Source organism: Raoultibacter phocaeensis, assembly GCF_901411515.1.
Classification (GTDB): domain Bacteria; phylum Actinomycetota; class Coriobacteriia; order Coriobacteriales; family Eggerthellaceae; genus Raoultibacter; species Raoultibacter phocaeensis.
Map to the genome: position 1 here is coordinate 149,387 of NZ_CABDUX010000002.1, position 17,728 is coordinate 167,114.

Genomic DNA, 17,728 nt, shown 5'->3' on the forward strand with positions numbered 1-17,728 from the left:
CCTATTCGAGTTGCGCTTGGGTCTACCGATTCGAACGGTCATATGAGAAGATGATTCGACTATGAAAAAGATACTTCTGATAGCAACAGGCGGTACGATTGCCTCGGTCGAAGAGGGCTCGGGCCTTGCACCCTCGCTGACCGGAGAAGAGCTGACGAGGTTCGTACCTCAGCTTGAGGGGCTCTGCGAGCTCGACTTCGTGCAGCCCTTGAACATCGATTCGACGAACATGCGCCCTGTGCACTGGCTGCGTATTGCCGATGAAATTGCGCGCGCCTATGACGCGTTCGACGGATTCGTCGTGCTGCACGGCACCGATACGATGGCCTATACTGCGGCTGCGCTTTCCTACCTTATCCAGAAAAGCCCGAAACCCATCGTGCTCACGGGGTCGCAGCAACCCATGGCGAGCCCGTTTACCGATGCGAAGCTCAACCTGTACCAAAGCGTGCTGTTCGCATCCGACGACCGTTCGTGCGACGTGACGATCGTGTTCGGCGGCGCGGCGATAGCGGGTACGCGTGCACGCAAGCAGCGTACGATGAGTTTCAACGCATTCGCGAGCGTGAACTACCCCGAAGTAGCTCTGATCAGGTACGATCGCATCATTCGAGCAGGTTCGCCTGCGACATGCTCGTCGTGCATGGGGTCGCCCCGCTTCTACGACCGGCTCGACGAGCGCGTGTTCGTGCTCAAGCTTACGCCGGAGATGAGCCCGTGCATCTTCGAATTGCTCAAGCCTTATTGCGACGCTATCATTCTCGAGACGTTCGGCATCGGAGGCATCCCCGAATACGGCGACTACCAGCGTGCGATATTCGATTGGGTCGACGCGGGCAAGACGCTTGTGATGACCACGCAGGTTCCCGAAGAGGGGTTCGACCTCGGCGTGTACGAGGTCGGCCGCCCGTACGCCGACCACGACGGCATCCTCAAGGGCGGCGATATGACCACCGAGGCCCTCGTCGCAAAAACCATGTGGGCCCTCGGGCAAACCTGCGACCCCGACGAGGTGCGCGATCTGTTCTACCGCGTGATCAACCACGACCGTTCGCCTGAATAGGCGCCTGTGGCGAGTTCGCGCCGAACGCCGGTGTGCTCGGATCGTCTGCGGATCGCTTTCGGGCGTTTTCGTGAGGGCGGTGTTCCGTGAGCGGGATGCGCTAGAATTGGTACGGTATATACACGGTTTCTCGGGTGGCATTTCCGTACAAGTATGGCGCGGTGAACGACACTGCGGGAATCCGATCTCAATCCGATACGGAGGAGCTGGTGGTGAGACTATCGGTTGCGCCGAGGGCACGCGCCGACGAGCGCATCGCAGATTTCGTGGAGGCGTACGCACGCCGCATTGAGGCGACGGCGCCGGGCACGTGCCCGCTTGCCGTGCAGCTTTCGCTTCTCCAAGCGAGCGCAGCGCAAACCTGCGGCAAATGCGTGCCGTGCCGCGACGGCCTCAAGCGCCTCTCATCGATGCTCGAGCGCGTTGTTTCCTGCGAGGCCGAAGATGCCGAGCTGGAGTCCATGAGGGCGCTTGCCGAGATGATCCGCGACACGGCGGACTGTGCAATCGGCTACGAAGCGGCATCGGCGGTTCTCGACGGCCTCGAAACGTTCGAGGACGAATACCGAAGCCATATAGTCGCCCGGCGCTGCTTGCAAGGCGTCGGCCAGACCGTCCCCTGCGAAACGCTGTGTCCCGCCCATGTGGACGTTCCTGCCTACATCGCGCTTACCGGCGCGGCGAGGTACGCGGATGCGGTAAACATGATCCGCAAAGACAATCCGTTTCCCACCGCGTGCGCCTACGTGTGCGAGCATCCGTGCGAAACGCGGTGCCGCAGAACGCTCATCGATGCGCCGCTCAATATCCGCGGTATCAAGAAATTCGCCGTCGACCATGCGCCCGCAGACACCGTAGCGCCCCCGAAGCGCGGCGTGGATACCGGGTGTGCGATCGCGGTCGTGGGCGGCGGTCCGAGCGGGCTTACCTGTGCCTACTACCTCGCGCTCATGGGGCATCGCGTTTCCGTGTTCGAGGCGCGGGCGCAGCTCGGCGGCATGCTTCGCTACGGCATTCCCGCATACCGCTTCCCGCGGGAGCGGCTCGACGAAGACATTGCCGGCATTCTTTCGATCGGCGGCATTGAAGTGCGCTGCGGGGAAGCGATCGGGTCGGGCGAGATGAGCGATCTCGTCGAATCGTTCGATGCCGTGTACGTTGCGATTGGTGCGCAAGGCGGCAAGACGCTCAGGATCGATAACGCGAAGGCCGAAGGCGTGGCTTCGGCGGTCGAGCTGCTCGGCGATATCGGCGACGGTGCATACCCTGATTTCACGGGCAAGAATGTTGTGGTGATCGGCGGCGGCAACGTGGCCATGGATTGCGCGCGCACGGCGGTGCGGGCGGGAGCCGACGAAGTGTCGGTGGTGTATCGCAGGCGCAAAGACGATATGACGGCGCTCGCCGCCGAAGTCGAAAGCGCGGTGGCCGAAGGTGTGGAAATGGTGGTGCTCGAATCGCCTGCGGGTATCGAGGTGGACGAGCAGGGCAGGTGCGCTGCGCTTGTGACCCAGCCCCAGATGATCGGGCCGGTGAAAGACGGAAGGCCCGCTCCGCTCGCAGCCAATAAACCTGCTGGGCGCGTTAAGGCCGATGCGGTGCTCATGGCCGTGGGCCAAGCCGTCGTGGCCGAGCCGTTCGAAGAGTTCGGCATGAAGACCACCTGGGGCTGCTTTGACGCGGACGAGCATTTGCGGGCCGAGGGCTTCGCCAACGTGTTCGTCGGGGGCGATTGCCAGACGGGGCCCGCCTCGGCGATTCGCGCGATCGGCGCGGGCAAAGTTGCCGCCCGAAACATCGATGAGTTCCTCGGCTTCCATCATACGCTTGCATGCGACGTCGAAGCGCCCGATGCGGCCCCCAACGACCGAACGCCGACAGGACGCGTAGAGATAACGGAGCGCCCGGCCCGTATTCGCAAGCAGGATTTTCTCGAAGTCGAAGGCGGCATGAGCCGCGAAGAGGTTGAACAGGAGTGCGCGCGGTGCCTCCGCTGCGATCATTTCGGCTGCGGCACGCTCGAGGGAGGAAGGCAGCACTATGCGTAATGTGACGGTAGACGGGGTGCGCGTTCAGGTGCCTGATGGCGCGACGATTCTCGATGCGGCCGAGGCTGCGGGTATTCGCATTCCGACGCTCTGCTATCTCAAGAACGTGAGCGCCATCGGATCGTGCAGGGTGTGCGTGGTGGACGTGATGGGCGTCGACCATCCGGTATGCGCGTGCTCGACAATCGCCGAAGACGGCATGGCGGTTGTCACGCAGTCGAGGAGGCTCACCGGATACCGGCGCATCGCGCTCGAGCTGATCGTGGCGGACCTCGAGGCCGAAGCGGCAGACGATCTGTTCGCGGCAGCCAAGGGAGACGAATCCGAGCTTAAGCTGCTCTGCGACGAGTACGAGGTGCTCAAGCCCGCGCTCGCATCTGAGCGCATGCGGGAGCCGATCGTGGACGGCAATCCGTTTCTCGCCTACGATCCGAACCTCTGCATCGCCTGCGAGCGCTGCGTGGGCGCCTGCAACAAAGCTGCCCGCAACCACACGCTGCAAGCGGGGAAGCGCGGTGTGCGCACCGTCATCGAGGTACCGTTCGGAAGCGATTGGCGCGAGACGTCGTGCGAGTCGTGCGGAACCTGCGCCCAAGCGTGCCCGACAGGCGCACTCAAGAGCAAACGGCGTGCCGCCTACTACGCAAGCGATGTGGGAAAGGTGCTCACCACCTGCCCTCATTGCGGCGTGGGCTGTCAGCTTAACCTCGTCGTCGAAGACGGACGCATTGTCGATTCGCAAGGAGCGCTCGGCCCCTCGAACAAATCGCTTCTGTGCGTGAAGGGTCGCTTTGCGAGCTACGACTTCGTCGATGCGCCCGACCGCATCCGCACGCCGCTTATTAAGAACCCCGATTCAGGGAAATTCGAAGCGGCTACGTGGGACGAGGCGCTCGATCTCGTGGCAGCGCGCTTCACCGAGCTGCGGGATGGCTACGGCGGCGAATCGCTTGCTGCGTTCGCCTGCTCTCGTTCGACGAACGAGGATATTTACCTGTTCCAAAAAATGGCCCGCACGGCGCTTCGAACGAATACGATAGACAACTGCGCCCGCGTTTGACACGCCCCGAGCGTTGCCGGTCTGGCAACAACGTTAGGTTCAGGGGCAATGACGAATTCCATCGGCGACATCACGCAAGAGGCGGATGTCATCATGCTCGTGGGATCGAACCCCGAAGAGGCTCACCCGGTGCTCGGCATGCAGGTACGCGCCGCCGTCGAGCGGGGATGCAGGCTCATTGTGGTCGACCCGCGCGATATCGGCCTGGCGGGTTTGGCTGACGTCCATCTCAAGCTCAAGCCCGGCACGAACGTGGCGTTTGCGAACGGAATCGTGCACGTGCTCATTGAGGAAGGCCTTGTCGACGCGGCGTTTGTTGAAAGCCGCACAGAGGGCTTCGGCGAGCTGGCCCAGATGGTGAAGGAGTACACGCCCGAAAAGGTCGCGGACATCTGCGGCATCGATGCGCGCGATCTCGTGCAGGCGGCGCGTCTCTACGGCAGCGTCGAGCGGGCAGCGATTCTGTATTGCTTGGGAGTGACTGAACACGCGACGGGAACCGACGGCGTGATGGCGCTTTCGAACATCGCTGTGGTGTCGGGCAACGTGGGACGCACTGGATGCGGCGTGAACCCCGTGCGCGGACAGAACAACGTGCAGGGCGCATGCGACATGGGCGCGGCTCCCGCCGACTTCCCGGGCTACCAGAAGGTTGCCGACCCGGCGGTTGTCGCGAAGTTCGAGCAGGCGTGGGGCGTGGAGCTTCCTCGCGCGGCCGGGCTCAAGGCAACGGAGTGCTTTCCCTCCGTTATCGACGGGCGCATCAAGGGCATGTTCATCTTCGGCGAAGACCCCGTGCGCACCGACCCCGATACGGCCCACGTCATCCGCGCGCTCGAGGCGCTCGAGTTTCTCGTGGTCGACGAGCTGTTCATGACCGAGACGGCGAAGTACGCTGACGTAATTCTGCCTGGTCGCAGCTTTGCGGAGAAGGAAGGTACGTTCACCAACACCGAGCGGCGCATCCAGCGCGTTCGCAAGGCGGTTGACATCGCAGGCGACACGCGGTTCGATACCGATATCTTCATCGATCTCATGAACCGCATGGGATACGCCCAGCCGCGCCTGTCCGCCGCCGAAATCATGGACGAGATCGCCTCGCTTACGCCGTCGTACGGAGGCGTAAGCCATGCACGGCTCGACGGTGGGGAAGTCGCGGGCCGAGGCTTGCAGTGGCCGTGTCCCGATGCCGATCATCCGGGGACGCCGATTCTCCATGTGGACGCGTTTTCTCGCGGGATGGGGGCGTACTCGCTTTCCAGCTATCGGCAGCCGACCGAGATTCCCGATGAGGAATACCCGCTCGTTATGATGACGGGCCGCATTCTCTACCAGTACAACGCCTGCGCGATGACCGGCAGGTCTGAGGGCTTGAATGAGGCGGCTGGCAGCTCGTTCATTGAGATGAACGAGCGCGATGCCGAAGCGCTCGGCATTGCCGACGGGGACAAGGTGAGGGTAGCTTCACGGCGCGGTGCGATCGAGACGGTTGCCCGCGTGTCGGAAAAGACGTCTCCCGGCCAGACGTGGATGCCGTTTCATTTCCAGGACGGAAACAGCAACTGGCTCACGATCGCCGCACTCGATTCGGTATCGAAGACTCCCGAGTACAAAGTGTGCGCGGTGCGGGTTGAAAGAGCGTAGACGGGAAGTTGGGCGGAGCGAGGGAGCGTAGGGCGGGAAACGGAGCCGTCTGCGATGGTGCGTGCATGCGGCTTTCCCTCGCTTTGGGAATTTGCCGATGGCGGACATGAGGGAACGTGCGCTTGAAGCAGGCGTTTCCCAGTGCATCGATCGCGTTTGAGATGATTTGGCATCTGTGCTTTCTGGAAACCGAATAACGATATGCATGCGAGCTATCCGCTGTGTTCCCGAGTTACCGGATTTCGGCACAAAATTGGAGGTTTGACAATTAGAGAATATAGTATATTTTGGATTTGAAATCACCAGAATTTGCGATCAGGCATTATGTAGGCTGACGAGTAGAATTTTATTATGTAGTAATTTACACAATTGTCAAACCGGAGGTGCGGCAGGAAGCTGGACCGCCGGCAGGCGGTCCACGACCGATCGAGCGGCCCCCGCGGGGGCCGCGAGGAGGGAGCCGCATGTACACGGAAAGGGAGAAGGTCCGCTACGTCGAGACGATGTGGGCCGAGGGGCTCACGCCCCGCGCCGCCGAGCGGAAATGGGGGACCCCGTCCAGGGAGTCGCTGAGGCGGTGGCTGGAGCAGGCCGAGGAGGGCTCCCTGCCGGCGGAGATGCCCAGGGTGAAGGGGCGCGCCGAGCACGCGCCCCACTCCCGCTACCCCGAGGCCACCAAGGCGGAGGCCGTCCGCCTCTACGGCCTCGGGGAGAAGCCCGCGCACATCGCCCGCCGCCTCGGCATCGCCGAAGCGAGCATAATATCGGTCTGGAGCAGGAAGGCCCGCAAAAGCGCTATCATGTCCGAGACCGGCGCGGAGGGCGCGCCGCGCGAGGACGAGGGGGCGAAGCCGGGCATGGGGCAGGCGGCGGGATCGGACGACAGGCGGATCGAGGCCCTCCGGGCCGAGCTCGAGGAGGCGCTCTTCGAGGTGAGCGTCTACAAGGAGCTGATGCGCGACCCAAAAGCCGCAAGCCCGGCGAGCCTGTCGAAGAGGCGGCTCGTCGGGTTAGGCGAGAGGCTGAGGCGGGACTGCGGGTGCTCCCTGGCCCGGATCTCGACGTTCTTGGGAATCTCGAAGAGCACCTACCTCTACCACCGGGCGAGGCTCGATAGCCCGTCCGGCATGACGGACGGGGGCTTCGACGGGGCCGTGGCCGCGGCCTTCGCGGAGAACGGCGGGATCTACGGCTACCGCCGCCTCAGAGCGGCGCTGGAGGCCGGCGGCGTCCGCGCGCCCGAGCGCAGGGTGCGCGAGTCGATGGCGCGCCAGGGGCTCGTCGCCCGGTGCTCCAGGTCGGAGAAGAGATGGAGCTCGTACGCGGGCGAGGTGTCGGACGCGCCCGGGAACCTGCTGCTCGGCGAGCACGGGAGGCACGACTTCTCGGCGGACGCGCCCAACGAGCTGTGGCTCACCGACATCACCGAGATGCGGGGGCGCGACGGCAAGTGCTACCTGTCCGCCGTCGTCGACTGCTTCGACGGCAAGGTCGTCGCCTGGCGCGCCTCGGAGAGCCCCAACGCCGAGCTCGCGAACTCCACGCTCGCCGACGCGATAGCGACGCTTCGGGAGGGCCAGCGTCCCGTCATCCACTCCGACCGCGGCGGGCACTACCGCTGGAAGGGGTGGATCGCGCTGTGCGAGGGGGCCGGCCTCGTGCGCTCGATGTCGCGCAAGGGGCACAGCCCCGACAACGCGGCGTGCGAGGGCTTCTTCGGCCGGGCGAAGGTCGAGGCGTTCCATTCGCTCGTGCGCGCGGGGGCGCCCGTCGCCGAGATATTCGAGGCCGTCGCGCGCTACATCACGTGGTACAATGACGGCCGCCTCAAGACGTTCAGGGAGAACGGGAAGAAGGCCACCTGCGAGACCATCGAGGGCCGCCGCAGGAGGCTCGGGCTGGCGGCCTGAGCAGTCCAAGAATCCTGCCGCACCCCCAACCTCGGATTTTGTGCCAGAATTGACGAACTTCGGAACGTGAGGTGTAGGTATTACTCGGCAAAATCAAAACCCTTGTGATTCTGAACATTGACAGCGATTCCTTTGCTTGCTCTGTGCCCGAACAAAAGCGTCCATGCCGAGCGTTTGGATTACCTGGAGCGTACCCCAAGCTCGGAGATCTCTTTGCTGTTCTCGAGGTTCGAGATGAAGGTGATGCCAGCCCCGGAATACCGTGCCAGCTTCGTTTGCGTGTATCCTTTTTGCTTTCGCTCATCGTGTATGATGCGTCCGAGCTCTTCTGGTGTTGCGTAGGGAATCATGCAGCATACTCCTTTCATGCGTTGAAGTGAGTAAGACATCTTTTAGGAAAACTACCGCGAACGCATGAAAATGCTACCGAGAAGCCATATTTCATGCGTTCGCGTGAACCGATGAGTTTGATTGCCCGGTTTTGCAGGAGGCCTAAAGCAAGAGCACCCCGCGTCCAAGGGGATTCGCGAGGTGCTCGTTTCGGATGTCGGGAGCTGTTTCTTGGAGCTGATTGGTATGCCGTGCAAACCTAATCTCTCGTAAGCTTGCGGTGGATGCGGTGGGGCTTCGAAGCGTCGGGTCCCAAGCGTGCGATCCTGTTCTCCTGGTATGCCTCGAAGTTACCTTCAAACCAGTACCACGTGCCGGGATTCTCGTCGGTACCTTCCCATGCGAGGATGTGCGTTGCGATACGGTCGAGGAACCAGCGGTCGTGGCTGACAACCACCGAACAGCCGGGGAAGTTGAGCAGCGCTTCTTCCAGGCTCGAAAGCGTTTCGACGTCGAGGTCGTTGGTGGGCTCGTCGAGCAGTAAAAGGTTTCCGCCCTGCTTGAGCGTAAGCGCGAGGTTTAAGCGGTTGCGCTCGCCACCCGAGAGTACGCCGGCCTTCTTCTGCTGATCGGAGCCTTTGAAGCCGAAGCTCGCCACATACGCGCGGCTCGGGATTTCCGTATCGCCCACCATCATGTAGTCGTTGCCGTCGGAGACGACTTCCCACAGGCTTTTGTTCGGATCGATGCCCTCGCGATTCTGGTCGACGTAAGCGATCTTCACCGTCTCGCCGATTTCAAGGTTGCCGCCCGAGAGCTCCTCGAGCCCCACGATGGTTTTGAACAACGTCGTTTTGCCGACACCGTTCGGGCCGATCACGCCGACGATGCCGTTTCGGGGCAATGTGAACGAGAGATCGTCGATGAGCACGCGGTCTCCGAACGCCTTATGCAGATGCTCGGCGACGATGACCTTCGAGCCCAAGCGTGGACCCACGGGAATCTGAATCTCTGCGAAGTCGAGTTTCTTTGCAGCGCGAGCTTCGGCTTCCATCTGCTCGTAGCGGTCGAGGCGGGCCTTGCTTTTGGCTTGGCGGGCTTTGGGCGAACTGCGTACCCATTCGAGTTCGGACTGCATGCGCTTAGCGAGCTTCGCCTGCTGTTGCCCTTGGGACTCGAGACGCTTAGCCTTGGTTTCGAGATAGGTGGAGTAGTTGCCCTTGTAGGGGTAGAGGTGGCCGCGGTCGACTTCGCAGATCCACTCGGCTACGTTGTCGAGGAAGTAGCGGTCGTGGGTAACGGCGAGCACGGCACCTTCGTAGGTGTGGAGGAAATGCTCGAGCCAGAGTACCGATTCGGCATCGAGATGGTTCGTCGGCTCGTCGAGCAGGAGCAAATCGGGCGCTTCGAGCAGCAGACGGCAGAGCGCCACACGGCGGCGTTCGCCGCCCGAGAGCTGCTTGACCGGTGAGTCGGGATCGGGGCATTGGAGCGCATCCATCGCTTGAGTGAGCTGGCTATCGAGATCCCATGCATCGGCCGCGTCGATCTCGGTTTGAAGCTCGCCCATTTCGGCCATGAGCGCATCGAAGTCGGCATCGGGCGAGGCCATCTCCTCGCCGATCTGGTTGAAGCGCTCGATTTTCGCGAGGATGTCGCCGAATGCCTGGCGGATGTTCTCGATGACGGTCTTATCCTCATCGAGCGGCGGCTCCTGTTGGAGAATGCCCACCGTATAGCCGGGTGTGAGGCGCGCCTCGCCGTTCGTGACGTCTTCAAGCCCGGCCATGAGCTTGAGCAACGTCGATTTGCCCATGCCGTTCGGACCGACGACGCCGATCTTCGCGCCGGGATAGAACGAGAGCGATACGTCGTCGAGAATGACTTTGTCGCCGTGCGCCTTGCGCGCCTGATACATTGTGTAGATGAATTCTGCCATGGTGTACTTTCTTGCTCGGAGTTGCGGTGCGTGGGTATTGTCTCATGAGTGGGGTTGCGGCGCGCTGAGCATTTCGTGTGGATTATCCGTCTGTGCCTACAGGCGATTGAGAAGCGGATCGGCCGGGGCGGGTTGTTCCCGGCGAAACGGACGTGTCGGCTTTATCTGCGCCGCTAGTGGCAGCGCTCGCAATCGTAGATGTCGGCGTGATGGCAGCTCTGGCACGCTTCGGGGGCCATCTCGGATGCGTTGGCGGATCCGTGCATCGTATGGCAGGCGGTACAGTCGATCTTGGAATGGCTCTCGTTCTCCGGCAATGCATGGGGGTTGATGGTTGCTCGGTAGCTGTCGGTAAGGGCGGTGCTGTCGATCGTTTTCTCGGCGAGGGAGCCGGTATCGTGGCAGCTCATGCAGGCTTCGCTTTCGACAATGGTACGCTCGGCCTTGGCGGGGGGCTTGGCGTTGCGCATGTCTTCGTGGGCCTCCGTCAGCTTCTGAGCATCATCATGGCAGGTCAAACAACGCGATCGAGCGCTGGAAAAGCTCGTGCACGCAGAGTCGGCCGCCGATTGGGCTTCGGGGGTGTGGCAGGGCGCGCACTCCAGATCCTGGCTCCAGGTGAACTCTTCCTGCGAAGAGATGTCCTCGGCAGCGGAAATTCCGGGCATCAGCGTTTCGCCGGGGGACGGAGGTTGGCAGCCGAGCAAACCGGCCGCAACGAGCAGGCAGGAGGCGAACCCCGCCGCTACGAGAATCTTCGGTTTCCCCTTCGCATCCCCGCGCATGACGATCATCCCTGTTTCGTGAAGAGATCCTTTACGTCGTTCATGGTCCCGGCGTTGAAGCCTTCGCTGAAGGAGCTGGGAACCACGATGAGGTTGTTCCCACCGCTTTCTTTCACGCTCTCGTTCACCATGCTCGCCATGCGTATCTGGAATGCGATCTCGTCTTGGCGATACAGCTTTGCCGCCCCTACGTACAGCTCTGCGATCTGGTTTTCGATTTCCGCGAGGATCACGCGCGCATTGCTTTCCTGCTGGGCTTGCGCCTCGCGCGACATCGCATCCTGCAGGTCTTCGGGAATGAGGATGTTGCGGATTTCAACGGAGAGGATCGAAATGCCCCAATCGCTTGTTTTCGCGTTGAGCGTTTCCCGCAGTTCGGAATCGAGCTGCGAGCGCCGCGTCGAGATATCGGCGAGGTTGATCCTTCCTATGGCATCGCGCAGCGCCGTCTGCGCCGACCACGAAACGGCGTCAGGATAGTTGTCCACCTCGCACCAGGCCTTTTGGGGGTTCACCACCATCCAGAACAGAACGGCATCGATGTCGGTCGGCACGAGATCGGCGGTGAGCGCCTCTTCGGCGGAGAAGGGCGTCACGATGATGCGCTGATCGACCCGCAGCGCGGCCGATTCAAGGAAGGGGATGGTGAAGAAGATGCCGGGCCCTTCCACCCGGTTGAAGCGTCCGAGGCGCAGCACGACCACTTTCTCCCATTGCTGCGTGACGTGCACCGTCAAAAGCGCGGTGACCAGGTAGGCGAGGGCGATGAGCCCCAGCCAGAACGGCCAGCCATGATAGAGCACGAGGCCGAGGGGGAGAGCCGATACGACGAATGCAAAGGCCTCGAAAAGCCACACTCCCATGCGGGAGGAAAGAGGTTTCTTGGCGCGCGCGGTGGCGGGCAACCTGTTCCTCCGTTTTGCCTTCTTGCCTTTCTTACCCGACACGGCGCGCCCTTCCTCCTGCAGAAGCGTTGTCCGAAACCGCGTCGACGGTGATGCGAACGTCCAGATAATCTGCCACGATCCGAACGATTTCTTCAGCGGTCATGCCCAGCTGGGAAAGCTGGGAGACGTATTCGGACGTTATCATATGGGGCTCGCCCTCGAATGCGATGAAGTGCGAGTCGCTCAGATCGGCGACGTGTGACCCTCGGCCGGCCTGCACTTCGATAAGCCCGCTGCCTTCCAGCTCGTGATAGACTTTGTTCACGGTGTGGTAGTTGATGTCGAGGTGCACGGCCAGCTCTCGCACGGTCGGAAGCTGGTCGCCCGGCTGGTACGCGCCCGATATGATGAGGTAGGTAATGCGTTGCTTCAGCTGCACCCAGATCGGGATATCGCTCTTCTTGTCGATTTTATAGGAGTCGAACGGGTCCATGGCAACCCTTTCCTTTGTCGGTGAATGATATAGTATTATAATAGTTTCGAACAATCAACAGCGAACTTCGGGCTGTCCTTCGGGGCGAAGCCGAAAGCTGTTTCTGGGAAGCGTAAGCGCGGCACTCGATGGGAGTGGGTGTGGATCGTATGAAACCAGCGCGTTCGGCAACGCGGCGCTGTGTGCTGGCGACGGCATGCGTCGCTCTGGCGTCGGTGGCAACGCTTGCCTCATGCGCCCCTTCCGATTCCGCCGTTTCTTCTGAGGTTTCCGGGAACAAGCGCGCCCGCTACGGGTTCTGGATGGATACGAGGACCTGCGTGGGATGCGCGTCGTGCGTGGCCGCCTGCAGGGAGGCGAGCGACACGCCCGACGATTGCGAAGCGCGCAGGAAACTCGTCTCGTATACCTTTGAGCAGGGGCAGTCGAGGTTCGTCTCGGTTTCGTGCATGCATTGCGCGCACCCCGCCTGCGTGGCCGTCTGCCCGGCTGGAGCCGTAAGCAAACGCGAGGACGGCATCGTGGCGGTGGATCAGAGCCGCTGCATCGGCTGCAGGTATTGCCGCGAGGCGTGCCCTTTCGGAGTGCCGCACTATACCTCGCTCGGTATGGACAAGTGCGATTGCTGCCTCGGCGCCGGCGTGAAGCCCGACGAGGAACCGTACTGCGTGCAAGCTTGTCCGGCGAAGGCCCTGCACTTCGGAGAACTCGAAGACTTGCGCCGGCAGGTGGAAGAGGCGGCGGGAAAGGCCGAGCTGCTCGAAGCGCCCACCGAGCCGTCGTTCTATCTGACGTGAACCCTGTATGAAAGGCGTCTGATGGCTGAAACCGGCAAGGACCGCGCATGATCGAACTCCAAACGGCATGGGGATGGCAGGTTGGGCTCTACCTCTTTCTCGGGGGGCTCGGTGCGGGCACGTTCGCCGCCGCAACCGTGCTGTCGCTTGTGCGGCGCAAGCGGCATCGACGGGCGCTCGCGGTTTCCTACTGGGTTGCCGTCGCGTGCATTGCGGTCGGGCTGCTTTCGCTGCTTGCCGAGGTTGTTCGCCCGGACAGGGCGTTGCTCGTGTGGCAGAGCTTCAGCCGTCCCGCCTCGTGGATGGCGTTGGGCGCGTGGGGAGCGCTTGCGGCTCTGGTCGTGTTTTCCATCACCGCTTTTCTCGCGACGGGGAAGACGTCGGAGGTGCTCTCCGAGGTATGGGAGGGGCATCCCGGTCTGCGCAAAAGGCTGCGGACGGCGTTTTCGCTCGTCGGTCTCGCGCCTGCGCTTTTCGTAGCGCTGTACACGGGCATGCTGCTCAAGGAGGCGCAGGGCGTCCCCTTCTGGGATTCGTGGCTTCTGCCGTGCCTGTTTCTCGCAAGTGCGCTTGGGGCGGGGGTGAACGCCGTGTCTGCGTTTGCGGTCATCACGGGAAGCGCCGAGAAGGGTTCGCGCAGGCGGCGTCGGCTTTTCGCGGGCATCGTCATCGGGGCGGTGACCGTCGAGGGTGCGCTGCTGTTCGTTTACGTGGCGACCATGCTGCAAGGCGGATCGGGTGCGCTGACCGCGCAGCAATTCGCCGCCCGGGCTTCGGCCGAGCTGCTCCTGTTCGGCAGCTGCTCTGCGCCGTTCTGGGGGCTCGTGGTTGCGGGGGGCCTCGTTGCGCCGCTCGCATTGTCGGTATCGAGCTTTTTCTTGAAAAGCAGCGCGGGGTGGAAGCTCCTCGCTCTCGGCGCCCTGCTTACGGTGGCGGGCGATTGCACCCTTCGCTTCCTTGTTCTTCACGTAGGCATGGGTGCGGACTACCTCGGTCAGGCGTTGCTCTCGATCATGTAAATATATATTGACATAGAATAATAGAACGATTATGATGCAGCCATCGGGAAGATCTATATATATAGAACGATAGATAATTGGGACCCGATAGCACTGCGTCGAGAAGGGGAAAGGGGCAGAGATGGACGTTTCAAGAAGGGACTTGCTGAAGGGCGGAGCCGTTTTAGGAGCCGGTCTCGCCGTGAGCGCCGGGATAGCCGCAGGAGCTGCCGTCCTGCCGGGCTGCACGCCCGCGCCGGCAAAGCCGAGCGAGGCAGGCTCGGATAGCGCCGCTCCGGCAGACAGCGGCTCGGGAAACCCGAACGAGTATTATCAGACAGGCATCGACTGGCTGGGCACGCCTCCCGAGATCGACGAAGCCGACGTCACCGAGACCTTTGACGGAGACATCGTCGTCTGCGGCGGAGGAAACGCGGGAATCCAGGCCGCCCTGGCAGCGTCGGAAGGGGGCGCAAAGGTCCACGTACTCGAATCCTCATCCGAAAAGTACCGGAAGGTCAAGGGCAGGGATGTGGGACATGTCAATTCGCAATGGCTCATCGATCAGGGGTTCGGTCCCTACGATGAGGGCGAGATCGTCAACGAGTTCATGATGAGATGCGCGGGCAGGAACAATGCCGAGATAATCAAGCGCTTCGTGTACAATTCGGGAGAAACCTTCGACCACATGATAAGCTTGGTCAACTGGCCGGATGATCGGATCAAGCCGGTCAAGCGCTCGAATCCCGACGTCAGCCCTACGGATCCCAGCTCGATGTACGTTCCGCAGGCAGCGGGAGTCTTGGACGGACCGGTGGAGTACCCGGTTGCTCAAGGCGGATTCAAAACGTGGGCGTCCACGGCTTCTGTGGTGGGCGAGATCAGCCACGTTATCGGCGACGAGTCCGGCATCGAGTCGAACGACTACTCCCGATTCGACGAGGTGCAGCAGTTCTCCATTCTCAAGAGCCAGGATCTCGGTGCCGAGTGGCATTACGAGCAGCGCGCCCGCAGCCTCATCACCGATGATTCCGGCGCCGTCGTCGGAGTGTACGCCGAGAATGCGGACGGAACGTACACCCGGTACAATGCAGCGAAGGGCGTCATACTCTGCACGGGGGACTTTGGCGGAAACGTCGAAATGGCGTGGGCGCTTCTCGCGGAGATATCCGAGTTCGCAGCGCGTGCGGGCAAGGGGCCGGAGGATATCCGCGCCGAAAGCTTCTGCGAAGGCGACGGGCAGAAGATGGCCTGCTGGATAGGCGGGCAGATCGAGCCGCTTCCGCGCCCCATCCTCAACTACTACTGGACGGGTGCTCCTTGGGGTACGGTTCCCTACATCTGGCTCAACAGCGAGGGGAAGCGCTTCATGAACGAGGCTGCCGTGTCCAACGCATGGGCGAACAGCCTCAGGCAGCCGCTCGGTCCGATCTGCACTATCTCCGACAGCAAATGGTTCGACGTCTTGAAGCGGGGCGGCATAGAGCTCGGTGCTCCCAACGCCGGCAGAACGGAGTACGTGACGGAGCTCAAAGAAGATGTCGACAACGTGCCGGTGGGAGACCCCAACGGAGGCCGGTGCCGCGACAGCGTCGAGTGCGAGCGTCAGCCGCATATCGTCTACAAGGCGGATACCATCGAAGAGCTTTGCGGTTTTATGGGCTTTTCCGACGAGGCGACAAAAGAAGCAGTAGCTTCCATCGAGAGGTACAACGAGCTCTGCAAGCAGGGTCACGACGCGGATTTCGACAAAGATGACAAGTTCATGTCCCCGATCGACGAACCTCCCTACATCGGCTCCTTCTTCGAGAACGAACGGTGGAGCGGCGTGGGCCTCGTGTGCTTTGCCGGGTTGCTCACCGACGGCCATCTTCAAGTGGTGGACGGCGAAGGCAAGAAGATTCCGGGACTCTGGGCGGCGGGGAACTGCCTCGGCGGCCGCTTCGGCACCGGCTACGTTACCCCGATAGCGGGCAACTCCATTGGCATGGCGATCACCCATGGCCGCGTTGCGGGTAAGGTTGCGACGGGGCAGGAAGTGCGTTAGGCATTCGCCGTTCAGCTGCGTGTGACAACGCGGCAGACTCGCGCTTGACCATTGGAAGGGGCCGTATCAAAAGCCTCTACTGGAAAGAGCCGAAGCCTCTGACAGGTTTCGGCTCTTTTCGCGTGCGTGCGGCGAAAAGGGCGGACTCCCCGCGCCCGCGCTGTGCTTGCTCGGCCGCATGAGGCACAGCCTTTTTCTTTGAAAATCCGTGCGCAGGTAACGGCCGCTCCTGCTAAGCGCGCGACGGGTTACAATGGGATTCGTCCCGCGACTTGACGGCGGACGACGCCGTCTTGCCGAGCGGATATGCCGAAGGAGTCCTTCCATGAAAATCGACCGCATGTTCAAGATCGTCTACCTGCTCATGAGCCGGGACAGGGTGACGGTTCGGGAGCTCGCCGAACGCTTCGAGGTGTCTGCTCGGACGATCCATCGCGACATCGACGCGCTCATGCAGGCGGGCATCCCCCTCTACACGAGCCGCGGATCGGATGGCGGCGTATCGCTTGTCGACGGCTTCGTGCTCGACAAGGCACTCCTTTCCGAAGAGGAGCAGGAGCAGGTGCTCCTCGGGTTGCAGAGCCTTCCCCGAAACGGCTCGCTCGACAACGCGGCCCTCGAAAAGCTCAGCGTCCTGTTCGGCGAACCCCGCACCGATTGGATCGAGGTCGATTTCTCGCGCTGGGGTTACAAGCGCAAGGACGACAAGCGCTTCGACATCCTCCGTCGCGCCATCGTGCTCGAACAGGCGATCCGGTTCCGCTACGCCAATGCGGAAGGTGCCGTGAGCGAGCGGGAAGCGCACCCACTCAAGCTCGTGTTCAAGTCGAAGGCGTGGTATCTGCAGGCGTTCTGCTTGACTCGAAACGATTATCGCACGTTCAAGGTGAACCGGATGAGCGACATCGCGTTATGCGGCAGGTCGTTCGAGCGCAGCGAATACCGGGTACCCGAACTCGAAGCCGAAGACGGCCCTCCGCCCTACGAGCTGATCGCGCTCGAGCTCGTGTTCGAGCCTCGCGTCGCCTCACGCGTGTACGACGAGTTCGACATCGACGCCATCGAAACCTCGGAAGAAGGCGGCCTTCACGTGTACACCTCCTATCCCGCGGGGCTCTATCTCTTCGACCTGCTGCACTCGTTCGGCGATGCCGTGACCGTGCTTCAGCCGCAGAGCATCCGCGAGCGCTTGGACGCGGGACGCCCGTCCGTGATCGATATATGACATACAGCTGTCATATACGGTGCGCGAGAATGGGCCTGCGAAACCGATAAGGAGGCACTTATGAATTGGAACGAACGGTATGCGGCCGACGATCAGCCGAGCTTGGACGATATAGACGAATTCGCGAAAACGCCCCTCTGGAACGACTTCAACGCGTTTCTGCAGGACGGCTACGGAGTCGAGCCCGAACCATCGTATAGCTGCTGCTCGGAGCAACCGGGGTGGAACGTGAAGTACCGCAAAGGAGGCCGCTCGCTGTGCACGCTGTATCCGATGGACGGGTTCTTCATCGCGCTCGTGGTCATCGGCAACAAGGAGTACGACGAGGCGCTCGAGGTAATCGCGGGGTGCACGCCGTACACGCAAACGCTCTTCGAGCAGACGCACCACAGCGCAGGCGGCCGTTGGCTCATGATCAACGTGACCGATCAGGCGATCCTCGACGACGTGAAGCGCCTTGTGCAGGTGCGCCGGAGCATCAAGCGCTGAGAGTGCGGGTGCA

At 62.0% G+C, this 17,728-nt stretch carries 14 protein-coding genes; 9 read left to right on the plus strand and 5 right to left on the minus strand.

Annotated elements, in window-relative coordinates:
- The first annotated feature begins 61 nt into the window (after positions 1-61).
- The 4 genes from FJE54_RS08510 to FJE54_RS08525 all read left to right on the plus strand — a co-directional run bounded on the left by FJE54_RS08510 (position 62) and on the right by FJE54_RS08525 (position 7,725).
- On the plus strand, positions 62-1,063 hold the full coding sequence (locus FJE54_RS08510) for an asparaginase (protein ID WP_139652377.1): 1,002 nt from the start codon (positions 62-64) through the stop codon (positions 1,061-1,063).
- A gap of 209 nt (positions 1,064-1,272) precedes the next feature.
- Complete coding sequence (locus FJE54_RS08515) at positions 1,273-3,111, plus strand: NAD(P)-binding protein (RefSeq protein WP_139652378.1); 1,839 nt, start codon at positions 1,273-1,275, stop codon at positions 3,109-3,111.
- Complete coding sequence (gene fdhF / locus FJE54_RS08520) at positions 3,104-5,815, plus strand: formate dehydrogenase subunit alpha (protein ID WP_139652379.1); 2,712 nt, start codon at positions 3,104-3,106, stop codon at positions 5,813-5,815. The genes FJE54_RS08515 and fdhF overlap by 8 nt, the downstream gene beginning before the upstream one ends.
- 464 nt (positions 5,816-6,279) lie before the next feature.
- Complete coding sequence (locus tag FJE54_RS08525; RefSeq protein ID WP_139651282.1) at positions 6,280-7,725, plus strand: IS3 family transposase; 1,446 nt, start codon at positions 6,280-6,282, stop codon at positions 7,723-7,725.
- A gap of 179 nt (positions 7,726-7,904) precedes the next feature.
- On the opposite strand, the gene FJE54_RS08530 is transcribed toward FJE54_RS08525, so the two are convergent.
- The 5 genes from FJE54_RS08530 to FJE54_RS08550 all read right to left on the minus strand — a co-directional run bounded on the left by FJE54_RS08530 (position 7,905) and on the right by FJE54_RS08550 (position 12,159).
- Complete coding sequence (locus tag FJE54_RS08530; RefSeq protein ID WP_218971911.1) at positions 7,905-8,075, minus strand: helix-turn-helix domain-containing protein; 171 nt, start codon at positions 8,073-8,075, stop codon at positions 7,905-7,907.
- Between the two features lie 239 nt (positions 8,076-8,314).
- Entirely contained in the window at positions 8,315-9,994 is a 1,680-nt protein-coding gene (gene ettA, locus FJE54_RS08535; protein ID WP_139652380.1) for an energy-dependent translational throttle protein EttA, read from the minus strand.
- A 173-nt stretch (positions 9,995-10,167) separates the two neighbouring features.
- Positions 10,168-10,788 (minus strand): cytochrome c3 family protein, encoded by a 621-nt coding sequence (locus FJE54_RS08540; protein WP_139652381.1) that lies wholly within the window; start codon positions 10,786-10,788, stop codon positions 10,168-10,170.
- A complete protein-coding gene (locus FJE54_RS08545) occupies positions 10,785-11,726 on the minus strand; it encodes a slipin family protein (protein WP_139652382.1) in 942 nt (313 codons plus the stop codon). The genes FJE54_RS08540 and FJE54_RS08545 overlap by 4 nt, the downstream gene beginning before the upstream one ends.
- A complete protein-coding gene (locus FJE54_RS08550; RefSeq protein WP_139652383.1) occupies positions 11,716-12,159 on the minus strand; it encodes a GntR family transcriptional regulator in 444 nt (147 codons plus the stop codon). The genes FJE54_RS08545 and FJE54_RS08550 overlap by 11 nt, the downstream gene beginning before the upstream one ends.
- Before the next feature lie 149 nt (positions 12,160-12,308).
- Between FJE54_RS08550 and FJE54_RS08555 the strand changes: the two genes are divergently transcribed.
- The 5 genes from FJE54_RS08555 to FJE54_RS08575 all read left to right on the plus strand — a co-directional run bounded on the left by FJE54_RS08555 (position 12,309) and on the right by FJE54_RS08575 (position 17,715).
- On the plus strand, positions 12,309-12,956 hold the full coding sequence (locus FJE54_RS08555) for a 4Fe-4S dicluster domain-containing protein (protein ID WP_305002898.1): 648 nt from the start codon (positions 12,309-12,311) through the stop codon (positions 12,954-12,956).
- Between the two features lie 47 nt (positions 12,957-13,003).
- Positions 13,004-13,975 carry an NrfD/PsrC family molybdoenzyme membrane anchor subunit gene (gene nrfD, locus FJE54_RS08560; RefSeq protein WP_139652384.1) on the plus strand — a complete coding sequence of 324 codons (972 nt, stop codon included), beginning with the start codon at positions 13,004-13,006 and terminating at the stop codon, positions 13,973-13,975.
- A gap of 121 nt (positions 13,976-14,096) precedes the next feature.
- On the plus strand, positions 14,097-16,001 hold the full coding sequence (locus FJE54_RS08565) for an FAD-binding protein (protein ID WP_139652385.1): 1,905 nt from the start codon (positions 14,097-14,099) through the stop codon (positions 15,999-16,001).
- A gap of 325 nt (positions 16,002-16,326) precedes the next feature.
- Positions 16,327-17,226 (plus strand): helix-turn-helix transcriptional regulator, encoded by a 900-nt coding sequence (locus FJE54_RS08570; protein WP_180326667.1) that lies wholly within the window; start codon positions 16,327-16,329, stop codon positions 17,224-17,226.
- A gap of 60 nt (positions 17,227-17,286) precedes the next feature.
- Complete coding sequence (locus FJE54_RS08575; protein ID WP_139652387.1) at positions 17,287-17,715, plus strand: DUF3788 domain-containing protein; 429 nt, start codon at positions 17,287-17,289, stop codon at positions 17,713-17,715.
- Positions 17,716-17,728: the final 13 nt, after the last annotated feature.